At 64.6% G+C, this 14,185-nt stretch carries 14 protein-coding genes; 10 read left to right on the top strand and 4 right to left on the bottom strand.

What is annotated here, in order from left to right; translation table 11 throughout:
* Positions 1–27 precede the first annotated feature (27 nt).
* Positions 28–1,527, top strand: coding sequence for a CoA-acylating methylmalonate-semialdehyde dehydrogenase (locus tag EAE28_RS14275; RefSeq protein ID WP_127107417.1), 1,500 nt, complete (start codon positions 28–30; stop codon positions 1,525–1,527).
* Positions 1,528–1,588: 61 nt separating this feature from the next.
* On the opposite strand, the gene EAE28_RS14280 is transcribed toward EAE28_RS14275, so the two are convergent.
* Positions 1,589–2,218, bottom strand: coding sequence for a hypothetical protein (locus tag EAE28_RS14280; protein WP_127107419.1), 630 nt, complete (start codon positions 2,216–2,218; stop codon positions 1,589–1,591).
* 325 nt (positions 2,219–2,543) lie between these two features.
* Here EAE28_RS14280 and EAE28_RS14285 point away from each other — a divergent pair, with 325 nt between their 5' ends.
* The 7 genes from EAE28_RS14285 to EAE28_RS14315 all read left to right on the top strand — a co-directional run bounded on the left by EAE28_RS14285 (position 2,544) and on the right by EAE28_RS14315 (position 7,572).
* The gene (locus EAE28_RS14285) at positions 2,544–2,879 is read left to right on the top strand and encodes a cupredoxin domain-containing protein (RefSeq protein ID WP_220443937.1); all 336 of its coding nucleotides are present in this window, start codon (positions 2,544–2,546) and stop codon (positions 2,877–2,879) included.
* Positions 2,880–2,966: 87 nt separating this feature from the next.
* A complete protein-coding gene (locus tag EAE28_RS14290; protein WP_127107421.1) occupies positions 2,967–3,389 on the top strand; it encodes a hypothetical protein in 423 nt (140 codons plus the stop codon).
* 142 nt (positions 3,390–3,531) lie between these two features.
* Positions 3,532–4,677: an acyl-CoA dehydrogenase family protein gene (locus tag EAE28_RS14295; RefSeq protein WP_127107423.1), complete on the top strand. Its 1,146-nt coding sequence runs from the start codon at positions 3,532–3,534 to the stop codon at positions 4,675–4,677.
* A gap of 9 nt (positions 4,678–4,686) precedes the next feature.
* Positions 4,687–5,715 (top strand): enoyl-CoA hydratase/isomerase family protein, encoded by a 1,029-nt coding sequence (locus tag EAE28_RS14300; RefSeq protein ID WP_127107425.1) that lies wholly within the window; start codon positions 4,687–4,689, stop codon positions 5,713–5,715.
* A gap of 48 nt (positions 5,716–5,763) precedes the next feature.
* Positions 5,764–6,633 carry a 3-hydroxyisobutyrate dehydrogenase gene (mmsB, locus tag EAE28_RS14305; RefSeq protein WP_127107427.1) on the top strand — a complete coding sequence of 290 codons (870 nt, stop codon included), beginning with the start codon at positions 5,764–5,766 and terminating at the stop codon, positions 6,631–6,633.
* Positions 6,633–7,280, top strand: coding sequence for a Crp/Fnr family transcriptional regulator (locus tag EAE28_RS14310; protein WP_127107429.1), 648 nt, complete (start codon positions 6,633–6,635; stop codon positions 7,278–7,280). Before mmsB ends, EAE28_RS14310 begins: the two co-directional genes overlap by 1 nt.
* An 85-nt stretch (positions 7,281–7,365) precedes the next feature.
* A complete protein-coding gene (locus EAE28_RS14315; protein ID WP_127107431.1) occupies positions 7,366–7,572 on the top strand; it encodes a YgaP family membrane protein in 207 nt (68 codons plus the stop codon).
* An 88-nt stretch (positions 7,573–7,660) separates the two neighbouring features.
* On the opposite strand, the gene EAE28_RS14320 is transcribed toward EAE28_RS14315, so the two are convergent.
* Both EAE28_RS14320 and EAE28_RS24225 read right to left on the bottom strand, forming a co-directional pair.
* Entirely contained in the window at positions 7,661–9,514 is a 1,854-nt protein-coding gene (locus tag EAE28_RS14320; RefSeq protein ID WP_127107788.1) for an ABCB family ABC transporter ATP-binding protein/permease, read from the bottom strand.
* A gap of 101 nt (positions 9,515–9,615) precedes the next feature.
* Positions 9,616–11,637 carry a LysM peptidoglycan-binding domain-containing protein gene (locus EAE28_RS24225; protein WP_246022360.1) on the bottom strand — a complete coding sequence of 674 codons (2,022 nt, stop codon included), beginning with the start codon at positions 11,635–11,637 and terminating at the stop codon, positions 9,616–9,618.
* A 105-nt stretch (positions 11,638–11,742) separates the two neighbouring features.
* On the opposite strand from EAE28_RS24225, the gene EAE28_RS14330 reads away from it, so the two are divergent.
* Positions 11,743–12,303, top strand: coding sequence for an LOG family protein (locus EAE28_RS14330; protein ID WP_127107433.1), 561 nt, complete (start codon positions 11,743–11,745; stop codon positions 12,301–12,303).
* Positions 12,304–12,415: 112 nt separating this feature from the next.
* Here EAE28_RS14330 and EAE28_RS23785 read toward each other — a convergent pair whose 3' ends face one another.
* On the bottom strand, positions 12,416–12,586 hold the full coding sequence (locus EAE28_RS23785; RefSeq protein WP_164736639.1) for a hypothetical protein: 171 nt from the start codon (positions 12,584–12,586) through the stop codon (positions 12,416–12,418).
* Between the two features lie 535 nt (positions 12,587–13,121).
* Between EAE28_RS23785 and EAE28_RS14335 the strand changes: the two genes are divergently transcribed.
* Positions 13,122–14,105: a hypothetical protein gene (locus EAE28_RS14335; protein WP_127107435.1), complete on the top strand. Its 984-nt coding sequence runs from the start codon at positions 13,122–13,124 to the stop codon at positions 14,103–14,105.
* Positions 14,106–14,185: the final 80 nt, after the last annotated feature.

Below are 14,185 nucleotides of genomic sequence, written 5' to 3' on the forward strand. Positions count from 1 at the left end.
GTGCGCCCAAAGCCACAGGAGGACGCTATGAAAGAACTCGGACACTGGATCGACGGCAAACTGGTCGCGGGCACGTCGGGCCGCTTCGCCGATGTCTATAACCCGGCCACCGGTGAGGTTCAGGCCAAGGTCGCGCTGGCCTCTAAGGCTGAACTCGACGCCGCCATTGCCTCGGCTGCGAAAGCGCAGGTCGCCTGGGGTGCTACCAACCCGCAGCGCCGCGCGCGCGTGATGATGGCGCTGGTTGGCCTGCTGAACCGCGACATGGACAAGCTGGCCGAGGCGCTTTCGTCCGAACATGGCAAGACCTTCCCAGATGCCAAGGGCGACGTGCAGCGCGGGCTGGAAGTGATCGAATACTGCATCGGCGCGCCGCAGATGCTCAAAGGTGACTACACCGACAACGCCGGCCCCGGCATCGACATGTATTCCATGCGCCAGCCGCTGGGCGTCGTCGCCGGCATCACGCCGTTCAACTTCCCCGCCATGATCCCGCTGTGGAAAATGGGTCCGGCGCTGTCGTCGGGCAACGCGATGATCCTCAAGCCGTCCGAACGTGACCCTTCGGTCCCGCTGATGATCGCGGCGCTGTGCAAGGAAGCCGGTCTGCCCGATGGCATCCTGCAGGTTGTCAACGGCGACAAGGAAGCCGTCGACGGCATTCTGGACAGCGACATCATTCAGGCCGTGGGCTTCGTCGGCTCGACCCCTATCGCGCAGTACATCTATTCCCGCGCCGCCGCGAGCGGCAAGCGCGCGCAGTGCTTCGGCGGTGCCAAGAACCACATGATCATCATGCCGGACGCCGACATGGACCAGGCCGCCGACGCGCTGGTCGGTGCAGGGTTTGGCGCGGCGGGCGAACGTTGCATGGCGATCTCGGTCGCGGTGCCGGTGGGTGAAGGTACCGCAGAAGCCCTGCGCGAACGGCTGGTGCCCAAGATCGAGGCGCTCAAAGTCGGGCCGTGGACCGCGGGCGACGATGTGGACTATGGCCCCGTCGTCACCGCCGCCGCCAAGGAGAACATCCTGCGGCTGGTGGAATCCGGCGTGGCGCAGGGTGCGGATCTGGTTGTCGACGGGCGCGACTTCAAGCTGCAGGGCTATGAGGACGGCTTCTTCGTCGGTGCGCATCTGTTCGACCACGTGACCACCGACATGGATATCTACAAGACCGAAATCTTCGGCCCGGTCCTGTCGATGGTGCGCGCGCAGACCTATGAAGAGGCGATCCAGATGGCGATCGACCACGAGTATGGCAACGGCACCGCGATTTTCACCCGCGACGGCGACACTGCCCGCGATTTCGCCAACCGGATCAACATCGGCATGGTCGGTATCAACGTGCCGATCCCGGTGCCGCTGGCCTACCATACCTTCGGCGGCTGGAAGAAATCAGGGTTTGGCGATCTGAACCAGCACGGGCCGGACGGGTTCCGCTTTTACACCCGCACCAAGACGATCACCGCGCGCTGGCCGAGCGGGATCAAGGAAGGCGCGGCCTTCAACTTCAAGGCGATGGACTGACATTGCTTTTTCCGGGCCGCTCAGTCGGCGGCCCGGATACCAAAGCCCAAGATCGCCGCGCTCAGCGACCGGGAACTTCCACAATCGGGCTGGGCACCTGACCTCTGCCTCGAATAATAAAGCCGCAGTCTGGCCGCTCGCACCGTGCGCGCATCTCGTAAACGGCAGTAAGAACCGGACCCACAAGCGCCGCCCCGATCAGGGCAACTATGAGGGATATGACTAAACCAAGGCCAGGGAGAGCAAGCCGCGACGACGGCTCACCCGTCGATGGCGCAGACCCCGAGCCCTCAATCAACTGATCGCCATTTCTCAGGCTGAAGCTGACGGTCTGCCCCGATTGCCGCAGCGCCACCTCGGCTTCGACGCGGGTTCTGCCCTGCTCGAAGGTCACGCCAACGCGGCCTTCCTCGACCATCGCCCGCACCGCCCGATCAGCGCCCGATGGGATCTCGATGAGCTGCCAGACCTCTTCGCGGCCGCGACGTGTCATCACGTAGAACTCATTCGCACTGGGTCCGGCGTAAATCTCGGCCTGCACGCGCCCCCCGCGCGTCAGCGACGCGGTGGCGAGCGGCGTCAGCGTGGCCTGTTCGGCGCGGGCGATGCGCGGATTGAGTGTAGTCACGCTCAGGCCGGTGACGCCCAAAGCGGCGGCAAGCGCACGGGTGGTGAAACTGCGACGGTCCATAATTCCTCCAGGGACAGGGCAAGTCGCGATACACCGCCACACCGTCCAGACGACCGCATCACCCAAACGGTCTAAGCCGATACCCCCAAAGGCTCGGCTGCGCCTTCACAACCGCGCAACCCCTATCAAAGTGCCGTGATGGCAGCGGAAATCCGTCCCGTTGCGTTTATATGAGGAGTACTTGATGATGGAGCCAAGTTAGCCGACCCGGCATGGCAGAGATTCTCAGGGCTGTTCCCTAGGGAACTGTACCGACGCCCGTGCTGGCGCAAGATGCATCCACGTTCTGCGCAAGGCAGAGCCGTTTCTTCCACGGAGGCTTTCTATGACCACGATGACCCGCCGCTCGACGCTCGCCCTTTTCGCCGCCACGCCGCTGGCCTTTGCCCTTGCCGGCCGCGCACATGCGGCCACCCATGACATCGCCATCGAAGGCATGGCCTATTCACCGGCCGAGATCACCATCGCGCGCGGTGACAGCATCACCTTCACCAACAATGACTCGATGCCGCACACCGCCACGTTCCGTTCCGCCGGAATGGACACCGGGCGCCTGTCGCAGGGCCAGACCGCGACGTTGACCTTCGCCAATGCCGGTACGTTTGACTATTTCTGCGCCGTTCACCCGTCGATGCGCGCGCGGGTCATCGTCGCTGGTTAAAAACCTGACGTCGCGGTCAAGTTGGGGCTCGCACTGGGGGATTTTCGCGATACGTTGAGCGAAAGCCACCGGTTGCCGGAGTGCATCTTGTCCGCGACGTATCGTATCCTGCCCGACCGCGCGCTGGTCTATGTGCGCTATGAAGGGTTCGTGACGCTTGATGAAAGCGTCGCGGTGATCGGCGATTACATCAATGATCCACAGCGACGTCCCGGACAGATGCAACTGGTGGACCTTTCGGCGGTGACAGGTTTCGAATTCGACTTTGTCCGCCTGATGGCCCTGCAAGCGCAAAAAGCGGCGATCTTTCGGCCCGCTGACGGTATCCAGACCTTGCTGGTCTATTATGCTCCCCATGATGAAGGCTATGAGATGGCCAAGCTGGTGCTGCGCTCGTGGCAGGGCGTCCCCTCGGTCATGGCCACCATCCAGCGCCACGAATCCGACGCGCTGGATATTCTGGGCCAGCCCGAGCGGCGGATGGACGAACTGCTCTCGGCCGCGGGCTGACGGGTCAGTGCCTTGGGCACTTTCCGTCGTGACGCTGCGCCAAAACCTGCCTCCCCTTGCGCTTGTCCCGGCGCGCTGCAAAACTCCTGCAACAATCAAGAATTAAACATGCGTTCAATTCTTGGGGGAGAGAGGACCGCGCATGGATTTCGCCTTGAGCGACGAGCAGACCGCCATATTCGACATGGCCCATGCCTTTGGGCAGGAACACATCGCGCCCTTCGCGCGCCAGTGGGAAGCCGAGGGCGTGATCCCGCGCGATCTGTGGCCGAAACTGGCCGAGCTGGGGCTGGGCGGGCTCTATGTCAGCGAAGACAACGGCGGAACCGGGTTGACGCGGCTGGACGCGACGCTGGTGTTCGAGGCGCTGAGCATGGCCTGCCCCTCGGTCGCGTCCTTCCTGTCGATCCACAACATGTGCGCGGCGATGCTGGACAAGTTCGGCTCGGAAGACGTGAAAGCCCGCATCCTTGCGCCCGCTGTGACGATGGAAAAACTGCTGTCGTATTGCCTGACCGAACCCGGTGCGGGCTCGGACGCGGCGGCGCTGAGCACGCGGGCCGAGAAGACCAACACGGGCTATCGGCTCAACGGCACCAAGGCGTTCATCTCGGGAGGCGGCTACTCCGACGCCTATGTCGTGATGTGCCGCACCGGCGATGCGGGGGCGAAGGGCATCTCGACCGTGGTCGTCGAGCAGGGCACGCCGGGGCTCAGCTTTGGCGGGCTTGAGGACAAGATGGGCTGGCGCAGCCAGCCCACCCGGCAGGTGCAGTTCGATGATTGCGAGACCTCACTCGACAACCTCGTCGGGGTCGAAGGCGACGGGTTCAAATACGCGATGATCGGATTGGATGGCGGGCGGCTGAACATCTCGGCCTGCAGCCTTGGCGGCGCGCAGGCAGCGCTGAACCAGACGCTGGCCTATATGGGCGAGCGCAAGGCGTTTGGCAAAAGCATCGACCAGTTTCAGGCGCTGCAATTCCGTCTTGCTGACATGGAGATCGAACTGCAGGCGGCGCGGACCTTCCTGCGTCAGGCCGCGTGGAAGCTGGACACCAAAGCCCCCGACGCGACCAAATTCTGCGCCATGGCGAAGAAATTCGTCACCGAAGCCGGCAGCCGCATCGCCGATCAGTGCCTGCAATTGCATGGCGGCTATGGCTATCTGGCCGATTATGGCATCGAAAAGCTTGTGCGGGATCTGCGTGTGCATCAGATCCTCGAGGGCACCAATGAAATCATGCGCCTGATCACCGTCCGGGCGCTGCTGGCCGAACGCGGCTAAGGGAAATCCATGTCTGAACCCGAAGTGATCGTGCGCAAAGAAGGCCGTGCCGGTCGTCTGACGCTGAACCGACCCAAGGCGCTGAACGCACTGACGCATGGCATCTGTTTGCAGACCACGCAGGCGCTGCTCGACTGGGCGGACGACCCCGAAGTGTCGGTGATCATTCTCGACGGCGCAGGCGAGCGGGCGTTCTGCTCGGGCGGCGATATCGCGCAGGTGACGGCGGCGGGCAAGCGCGGTGACTACGCCGCCGGGCGCGATTTCTGGCGTGATGAATACCGCATGAACTGCCTGCTGGCCGCCTATGCCAAGCCCGTGGTCAGCTTCATGCATGGCTTCGTTATGGGCGGCGGCGTCGGCTATGGCTGCCACACGCGCAACCGGATCGTTGGCGAGAGCACGCAGATGGCGATGCCCGAATGCGGCATCGGCATGATCCCCGATGTCGGAGGCACCTGGCTGCTGGGTCAGGCGCCCGGCGAGCTGGGGGTCTATCTTGCGCTGACTGCTGCGCGCATGGGGCCGGGCGACGCGATCCACGCCGGTTTCGCCGACCGCTTCGTGCCTGAGGCCGCGTGGGACGGCGCCAAGGCTGCGCTGATCGAAACCGGCGATGTCAGCGCCCTGCCCCGGCACGCCGATCCGGCCAGCCCGATGGCGGTTGAGCAATCGCGGATCAACCGGCTGTTTGCGCCCTCGACCGTGACCGAGATCATCGACTCCCTGCGCACCGACTCCAGCGCCTTCGCGCAAGCGGCGCTCAAGGCAATCGGACGCAACTCGCCGCTGTCGATGGCCAGCACGCTGGCTTTGCTGCGCCCCTCGCCCCGTTCGCTGGAAGAGGCGCTCAAGCAGGAATACCGCTGGACCTGGCGGGCGATGGAACACTCGGACTTCATCGAGGGCGTGCGCGCGCAAATCATCGACAAGGACCGCACCCCGCACTGGAAGCACGCCGATCCCGCCGACGTTACCATCGCCGAGGTCGCCGCACTGCTGGCCACGCTGGGCCGCGACGAGCTGAGTTTTGGCTGAGATCCGGCCGAGCCCACGCTCGGCCCCCCGCTTTTGAGGAGGAGCATCATGTACATCGCCTTTATCGGTCTGGGCAATATGGGCGCGCCCATGGCCGCCAATCTGATCAAGGCCGGGCACTCTGTCACCGGCTTTGACACCCAGGCCACGCCCGCGGGCGTAACCATGGCTGCTTCGGCCGCCGAGGCGGCCACGGGCGCAGACGTCGTCATCACCATGCTGCCCAATGGCGCGATCCTGCGCGCGGTGGCCGATCAGATCATCCCGGCGATGAAATCCGGCGCGGTGCTCTGCGATTGCTCGACGGTTGATGTCGACAGCGCCAAAGCCGTCGCCGCGCAGGCCGAGGCCGCAGGGCTGGGCGCGCTGGACGCGCCGGTCTCGGGCGGCACGGGCGGGGCGACCAACGGCACGTTGACCTTCATGGTCGGCGGCAGCGATGCGGCCTTCGCCACCGTGCAGCCGCTCTTTGACATCATGGGCCAGAAGGCCGTGCATTGCGGCGCGGCGGGCGCGGGCCAGTCGGCCAAGATCTGTAACAACATGATCCTCGGCGTCACCATGATCGCGACCTGCGAAGCCTTCGCGCTGGCCGACAAGCTGGGACTGGACCGCCAGAAGATGTTCGATGTGGTCTCGACCTCGTCAGGCTACAGCTGGTCGATGAACGCCTATTGCCCCGCCCCGGGTGTTGGCCCGCAATCGCCTGCGGATAACGGCTACAAGCCTGGCTTCGCTGCGGAATTGATGCTCAAAGACCTGCGCCTGAGCCAGCAAGCAGCTGAAAGCGCCGATGCCGATACGCCGATGGGCCAGCTGGCCGCCGCGCTCTATCAGCAATTCGTCGAGGCCGAAGACGGCAAAGGCACGGACTTCTCCGCCATGCTCCCCCGCTTCGAGAAACGCGGGCGCGCCTGATGGGTTGGGCAGGCACCGCGCTCCCCGGACTGGATGCCGAGGACCGCGCGCGTCTTGACGCCCTGCCCGTTCAGGTGCTGCCAGACGGTGCGCATCTGTTTTCCCCCGGCGACCGCCCGCAGGGCTTTGCCATGGTGCTCTCGGGCCGGATCGAGGTCAGCCTCACCGGCCCCAACGGGCGCGAGATCCTGCTCTACGCCGTCGAGCCGGGCCAAAGCTGCATCCAGACCACGCTGGGCCTTTTGGGCGATGACGCCTATTCCGGCGAGGCGGTCTGCATCGGGCCGGTGCGCGTCGCGGTGATCCCCGGCGCACTGTTCCATGCCCTCATGGCCCGGTCCGAGGCGTTTCGCGGCTTCGTCTTCCACGCGCTTGCGACGCGGATGAACGACATGACCCAACTCCTTGAGCGCGTCGCCTTCACGCGGGTCGAGGCGCGGCTGGCGGGCGCGCTGCTGGATCTGGGCGGGCATGAGGGCATCGTCGAGGCGACCCACGCCGACCTCGCCGCGCGCATCGGCTCGGCGCGTGAGGTCGTCTCGCGCAGGCTGGAAGCGATGGCCAAGCGCGGGATGGTCAGCACGGATCGCGGACGCGTCGCGCTGCTCGATCCGGCGGCGCTGCGCCGCCTCGCCGTGGCGCTATAACCGCAGGGGCGGTGATCACGTCACAGACCCGGACGGCGCTGACGTGGTAAGACGGCGGTGGCACAAATCTGGAAAGGGTTTCCCCATGTTCTCGCGCAATGTTGGCACGATCGACCGCGGCCTTCGCATCATCCTCGGCCTCGCCCTGCTGGCCGGGTTCTTCCTGTACCCCGACGCTGGCCTGCGCTGGCTGTTTCTGGTCGGGATCATCCCGCTGGTCACCGGGTTGATGGGCACCTGCCCGCTCTACCGGATCTTCGGCTTTTCGACCTGCCCGATTTCGCGCAGCTGACGCGTTAAGCGCCGGAGGGGCAGCGCCCCGACACGCCGCGCGAAGGCTCCCCTTGCGGGGGCCTGAGCGCGGCGTTTCCGCGTCGCCGTCAGACCGGCGCGCTCAGGCTTTCGTGCGAGCTGCCCTCATGCGACTGGCGCGCCCACATCGCCGCATAGCGCTGCCCCAGTGCCAGCAGCTGCGCATGGGTGCCCTCTTCGATCACCTCGCCCGCTTCCAGCACCACGATCCGGTCGGCATCGACCACCGTCGACAGACGGTGCGCGATGGTGATCACCGTGCGCCCCCTGCCCATCGCCGCCAGCGCGTCCTGAATGTCATGCTCGGTCTGCGTATCCAGCGCCGAGGTCGCCTCGTCCAGTAGCAAGATCGCCGGGTTCTTCAGCAGCGTCCGGGCAATCCCCACCCGCTGCTTTTCGCCACCCGACAGTTTCAACCCACGCTCGCCGACCTGGGTGTTGTACCCCTCGGGCAAGCTGCTGATGAAATCGTGGATCTTGGCCGAGCGTGCTGCCGCCTCGACCTCGTCGCGCGTGGCGTGGTCCTTGCCGTAAGCGATGTTGTAATAAATCGTATCGTTGAACAGCACGGTATCCTGCGGCACCACGCCAATGGCCGCGTGCAAGCTGTCCAGCGTCACGTCGCGGATGTCCTGCCCGTCGATGGTCAGCGCGCCGCCGCTCACGTCATAAAAGCGGAACAGAAGCCGCCCGATGGTCGACTTTCCGCTGCCCGAATGCCCGACCAGCGCCACGGTCTGCCCGGCGGGCACGTCGATGCTTACGCCTTTCAGGATAGCGCGCTCGGTCTCATACGAGAAGGCCACGTCGTTCAGCCGGACATGCCCCCCCGCCAGCCGCAACGGCTTGGCTCCGGGTTTCTCAACCACGTCAGGGGCCTGCGACAGCAGCCCGAACATCTGCCCCATATCCACCAGCGCCTGCCGGATCTCGCGGTACACCGTGCCCAGAAAGTTCAGCGGCATGGTGATCTGGATCATATAGGCGTTGACCATGACGAAATCGCCGACCGTCAGCGTGTTGTTCTGCACCCCGATGGCCGCCATGACCATCACCACCACCAAGCCGGTGGTGATCAGCGCGGCCTGCCCGAAATTGAGCAGCGTCAGCGAATAGGCGGTGCGCAACGCGGCACTCTCATACCCCGCCATCGCGCCGTCATAGCGCTGCGCCTCGCGGTTCTCGGCGTTGAAATACTTGACGGTTTCAAAGTTGAGCAGGCTGTCGATGGCTTTCTGGTTGGCATCGGTGTCCTGCTCGTTCATCTCGCGTCGGATCTTTACCCGCCATTCGGTCACCGTGAAGGTGAACCAGACATAGAGCGCGATGGTGACCATGATCACCGCCAGATACCAGGCGTCGAACAAGACCAGCATGACGATGCCGATCATCAACAGTTCCAGCACCAGCGGCCCGATCGAGAACAGCAAGAAGCGCAGCAGGAAATCGACGCCCTTCACCCCGCGCTCGATCACGCGACTCAGGCCGCCGGTCTTGCGGGTCAGGTGATAGCGCAGGCTCAGGCGGTGGATATGCGTGAAGGTCTCCAGCGCCAGTTGCCGCAAGGCGCGCTGGCCCACGGCCGCAAAGAACGCGTCACGCAATTGCTGGAAGCCGTTGGTCATCAGCCGCGCCATGCCGTAGGCGATGGTCAGACCAACCGCGCCGATGCCCACAAGCCAGCCTGCGTCCAGCACATTGGGTGCCAGCGCATCGACGGCGGCCTTGTAGATCATCGGCGTTCCCACCGCGATGAGCTTGGACGCCATCAGCGCCACCATCGCCAGCACGACGCGGATCTTCAGCCCGTTCTCGCCCTCAGGCCACAGATACGGCGCCACTTTGGCGATGGTCGAACGGCCCGAAGCCTCGGTTTCCAAAGGGTCGGAGGGCAGCGCGGTCGAGCTGGGACGGTTTCGCATACGGGACATAGGGCTCGCTGTCTGGGCTGGCGTGGGAGAGAGACGTAATCCCTTCACGCAGGCTTTACCAGCCTGACACACGCGCCTTGTGCAGTGGGGCCTTATTCCGTCGGCAAGGTAAAGATCTGACCCGGATAAATCAGATCGGGATCGCGGATCTGACTGCGGTTGGCGTTGTAGATGACGACATAGCGCTCACCCTGCCCGTAACGCTCACGCGAGATATGCCACAGCGTATTGCCCGGCTGCACGGTGATCAGCGACACCTGCGGCGCAGCGGCGGTCGGCGGCGCGCTGGCCGATGCCGTGGCGGTGACGACCGGGGTTTCGATCGACGCGGCGGCGCGGGATGGCTCGACCGGTGCCCCCTCGGGGGTTTCCTGCGCCAGCGTGCGGGGCGTCACCACGAGGGGCGTCGCATCAGCAGCAGGCGCGACGGGTTCCTGTACACTCGCGGCAACGGTGCTCGCGGTGCCGGCGGCGGGCGATGTCGTCGCCGCGCTCTCAACCGGGCGCGCGCCAACGGGGGACTCGGCAGACGCTTCAGGCTCCACCGCCGCCGTCTGGGTCACGGGTTGTTCCACCGCCGCAGTCTGTTGCGCGCGGGCTTGCGCGGCGGCGACGATTTCAGGGGCTTCGCGCTGGAACGGGGTCTCAAAGCGCGAAACAACCCGCCCGTCAGTGCCGACCTGATCGACCCGCAACGTGTAGACGCCCGGATCGATCGACGGCAGGTCCGACGCCCAATCGCCACTCTCGGCCTGCGCCACGGCGATGGGACGGTTGTCCAGATAGATGCGCAGATTGGCATCAGGATTGGCCCGCGCGGCGCGGCCCGCGATCTGGACATCCCCTGCCGAAGAATAGCTGATCGAGTCGATGATCACATTGTCCATCACACTGGGCGCGCGGTCCAGAACCGTGACCTGCCCGTCGCCCCGCAGCAAGAAGGCCGAGGGCATGCGGCTGGAGTCGGGCACACTGTCGGCACTGGCGACCACGGTCGGCTCAGAAGCCGTCTCAGGCCCGGTCCGGTCCGGCACCGGATCCGTTTGCACAGGGTCAGCACTGGCCTCGGCCGTTTGCCCGGTCTGCGGCGCGGCAGCACCCCCTTCAGACGGCGCAGCGCCGGTCGGGCGCGTCCCGGCTTCTGCCGAGGCGATCTCTAGCGGCGCGGCCTCTGCCGGGTCAGCGGCAGGAGCACCCGGAACGGGTGCCTGCACTGCGGGTTGGTCGCTGGTGGGTTGCGGTGCGTCCGACGCGATGGTCTGGCCTTCAGTGTCCGGTGCGCTGTCGTCTGGCGTGGCGCTTGCACTCTCGGTTCCTGCGACGGGGCTGCTTTCCACGCTCTCGGGCGCAGTGGTGTCTGTCGCGACCTCGGTCGTTGGTTCGTCACGAGCCGGGGGTGCCGACGGCTCCGCCTCGGGCGCGGAGGCCACCTCGACTGGCGCGGGCTCTGTCGCCCCCCCTTCGGAAACGCCCTGCGCCTGCGTTGCCGCGGTGTCGGCGCTGGCTGGGTCCGCAACCTCACCGGAGGTCGCGGCCTCTGAAGGACCGGTCAATGGCTCGGATTGAGGATCGGCGGTGCGCAAACCGTCAACCGCAGTTTGCAGTCCCACCGTATCCGCTGCAGGCTGATCCACTGCGGCGATCTGCACCGGCGCGTCTGCCGGTCGCGGCGTCAGGATCACCGTATCCTCGCCGACAATCACCTGCCCCGCAGCATCCAGCATCTCAAGCGTCATGACCTGCGGCACGTCCGACGGCTCCAGCGAAAAGATCGCCACGAACTGCCCGGCTGAATCCGCCGAGGTCTGCGCCCGCTCGACACCATCGACCCGCAGGACAACCGCCGCCCCCGGCGCCGCCGATCCGGCCACCAGCGCCGCACCGTCGCGTGCCACGCGCACAACGTCAAAACCGGGGGGAACGGGGGCGACAACGGCTGGCTCTTCGGCAACCGGCGGCGTGCTTGGCTCAGGCGCAACCGCGGGGGTGGCCGGCGTCGCTTCCGGCGCAACAGCGACCCGGTCGTCCTGCATGCCCATGGCCAGCCACACGGCAACCGCGCTGCCTGCGGCCAGTGTACCACTGCCCAGGATCCATACCAGGTAACGCGACATCAACCTTGTCTCCCCGTGTCGGGACCGCTCTTGTTCCCTTCATACAACGCCCGTATCTATGGGTGAACACTTATTCTTGCCCCAAGGTCTTGCGAAAGGACGCCCATGCCAGCCTTCCCTCCCTCGGTCTGCGTGTTCTGCGGCTCGCGGCCCGGCAGCGATCCCGCGATGATGCAGGCCGCCCATGATACCGGCACGATGCTGGCGCGGCGCGGCTGGCGGCTGGTCTATGGCGCGGGCGACATCGGGCTGATGGGCGAGACCGCACGGACTACGCAGGCGGCGGGCGGCAAGACCTTCGGGGTGATCCCCACCCATCTGATGCAGGGCGAGGTGGCGCGGGCCGATCTGGACACGCTGGTGATCACCGAGACGATGCACGAGCGCAAGAAGGTAATGTTCGCCAACTCGCACGCGATCGTCGTGCTGCCAGGCGGCGCGGGGACGCTGGACGAGTTCTTCGAGGTCGTCACCTGGGCGCAGATCGGGCTGCACAAGAAGCCGGTGGTTTTGGTGGATCAGAACGGGTTCTGGCAGCCGCTGCTGGCGCTGATCGAGCATGTGATCGCGCAGGGTTTCGCGCCGGATTTTTTGCGCGATCTGATCACGGTTGTGCCGGATGTGGCGATGCTGGAGGTCGTTTTGGCGGCCTATCTACCCGAGTGACGCCGGATGTCCCCTGATGGGACATTTTCAGAATTGAGCAAAATCAATGGGTAAAGGGCGGGGATTAACCCGCCCTTTACCCATTCAGCACCTGACGCGTGGCTGGGCGCGATCAGACCCGCTTGAGCAAACAGCCCGCCGCCAGCACGACATAGCCCGCGACAACGATCCAGAACGCGGAAACCGGCAAGGTCGGGATGATGGCCAGAGCCACCAGTATGCCGATGACGGTGATGGCGAGGGAAATCAGAAAAATGACTTGGGTCGGCGCGCTGAGTTTCATGAGACACCTGTGACTGGGGGAAATGGCCCGGAGCCTTTGACTGCGACGGAGCCTGACCGCGCGATCCATACCGCGCGACGAGGGGACGGTAGGGCGGTTGGGGTTGGAAAACAAGGCGGTGTTCAGTTGGCGAAGCCGGATCTAGCCATTGCGGACCAGCGCGCAACACGCCCCCTTTTCTCGTCAGACGCGCAAAATTTGGCGAACGGCAAAGGCTACTTTCGTCTGAACCCCGAGGCGGCTGCCGAACAGGCACATCGTTGGACTGCGTCAAGGAAAGAAGCCAACGATTTGACCGCGTGAACAGTGGCACCCCCCTTCTGACTGCCAGGGGCAATTTTCGTCAGGCGTGGTGCAACTGCCCGGCTGTATCAGGTTGAGACAGCGACTGGCCGATTACCTCCTGCGCGATTGCGTTGGCTCTTGCCGGGTCGCCTTCGGGAGTTTTTGACAAGGAGCTGGTGGGCTCATACCCTAACCCAAGGAGACGCACCCGCGAAACCCGGTATCATTCTTGTCGCGAGCAGGCGTAACGATGAAGCTCAGAGCATTCGGCCGCACGAACCGCAGCTTTGGGCCTGGACCGTGGCGACCACTTGCCGAACTGATCGAAATTGAGCTGCCTGACTTTGGCGACGCGCTCCACCAGATCGAATTGACCGTCTATTGCAATGGCGATGCCCCCGTCAGACATAGCCCTTTGCTCGTTTTTCTGGAAAGTCTGGGTGGCTCGACTGACTTCGCACCCCTTCAACTCACCGCTAAATCGACGTTTTTCAGGAAGCGGCGGGAACTGAGGATACAATTCCCGACGACACGCTTCGACGTATCGGATGCCGTCGGAATCTCGGGTTCTGGCTGGAGCAGGGAAGCCCTGCGTGAAGCGAAGCATGATGTGCGCGATGCCGTGCAATGGGCGTTCAATCGGTCAATCAAAAAAACAGACGACTTCGATACTGCCGCCTTTCTGACCTGGTTTGACAACTGGCGCGGACTCGACACCGACCTGGAGACCCCCATCTCCGACCTGATCCACGCAGCATGGAGCGAAAAGACGCGGCGGCGCGCGTTAGAAGACCCCTGGTCCTTGCTCGACATAAAATGGAACAGGATGCACCCGGAGGCCCGGAAGATCCTGGATCGCCCCGAAGACTGGTCGCAAACCGATGGCCTGTCGCCGCATGGCAGCGACACAGGTGCGGATATATGGAGCGACTGGCGACGCTATGCCCGCCTGACGCCCGAAGATGCGGCGCTGCGCATGGGCTGGAACCCGCGCGATCCCGAGGCCCGCGCGGTTATGGCGAGGGATTGGATGGAGATCCATCTGGCTCTGGCTTTTGGGCAGATCAAACGTAATGGCTGTTGTCCGCCAGATCTGGCGACTGCGACGGTGAAGTTACTGAATGAATCGCTATTGAACGAAGAGTTGGTTGTGCCAGAAAGACTGCAGGACTGGCGTGATCGCGCAAATCGCTACACAACCATTCTTGCGAGGTATGCGGCGCAGAACCCTTGATACCTGGTACCGCAAAGCACCCAAGAGACGACATTGGCCGTCTATCAAGTGAACTTGAGCGCGCAGGCGGGCGCAGCAAT

It is taken from the genome of Pararhodobacter zhoushanensis (genome assembly GCF_003990445.1).
Lineage (GTDB): Bacteria > Pseudomonadota > Alphaproteobacteria > Rhodobacterales > Rhodobacteraceae > Pararhodobacter > Pararhodobacter zhoushanensis.

Coding starts and splice junctions, on each gene's coding strand:
- EAE28_RS24225 (WP_246022360.1), bottom strand. CDS start 11,637: ATGTCGCGTTACCTGGTATGGATCCTGGGCAGTGGTACACTGGCCGCA.
- EAE28_RS14275 (WP_127107417.1), top strand. CDS start 28: ATGAAAGAACTCGGACACTGGATCGACGGCAAACTGGTCGCGGGCACG.
- EAE28_RS14315 (WP_127107431.1), top strand. CDS start 7,366: ATGTTCTCGCGCAATGTTGGCACGATCGACCGCGGCCTTCGCATCATC.
- EAE28_RS14330 (WP_127107433.1), top strand. CDS start 11,743: ATGCCAGCCTTCCCTCCCTCGGTCTGCGTGTTCTGCGGCTCGCGGCCC.
- EAE28_RS14280 (WP_127107419.1), bottom strand. CDS start 2,218: ATGGACCGTCGCAGTTTCACCACCCGTGCGCTTGCCGCCGCTTTGGGC.
- mmsB (WP_127107427.1), top strand. CDS start 5,764: ATGTACATCGCCTTTATCGGTCTGGGCAATATGGGCGCGCCCATGGCC.
- EAE28_RS14320 (WP_127107788.1), bottom strand. CDS start 9,514: ATGCGAAACCGTCCCAGCTCGACCGCGCTGCCCTCCGACCCTTTGGAA.
- EAE28_RS23785 (WP_164736639.1), bottom strand. CDS start 12,586: ATGAAACTCAGCGCGCCGACCCAAGTCATTTTTCTGATTTCCCTCGCC.
- EAE28_RS14295 (WP_127107423.1), top strand. CDS start 3,532: ATGGATTTCGCCTTGAGCGACGAGCAGACCGCCATATTCGACATGGCC.
- EAE28_RS14285 (WP_220443937.1), top strand. CDS start 2,544: ATGACCACGATGACCCGCCGCTCGACGCTCGCCCTTTTCGCCGCCACG.
- EAE28_RS14300 (WP_127107425.1), top strand. CDS start 4,687: ATGTCTGAACCCGAAGTGATCGTGCGCAAAGAAGGCCGTGCCGGTCGT.
- EAE28_RS14335 (WP_127107435.1), top strand. CDS start 13,122: ATGAAGCTCAGAGCATTCGGCCGCACGAACCGCAGCTTTGGGCCTGGA.
- EAE28_RS14310 (WP_127107429.1), top strand. CDS start 6,633: ATGGGTTGGGCAGGCACCGCGCTCCCCGGACTGGATGCCGAGGACCGC.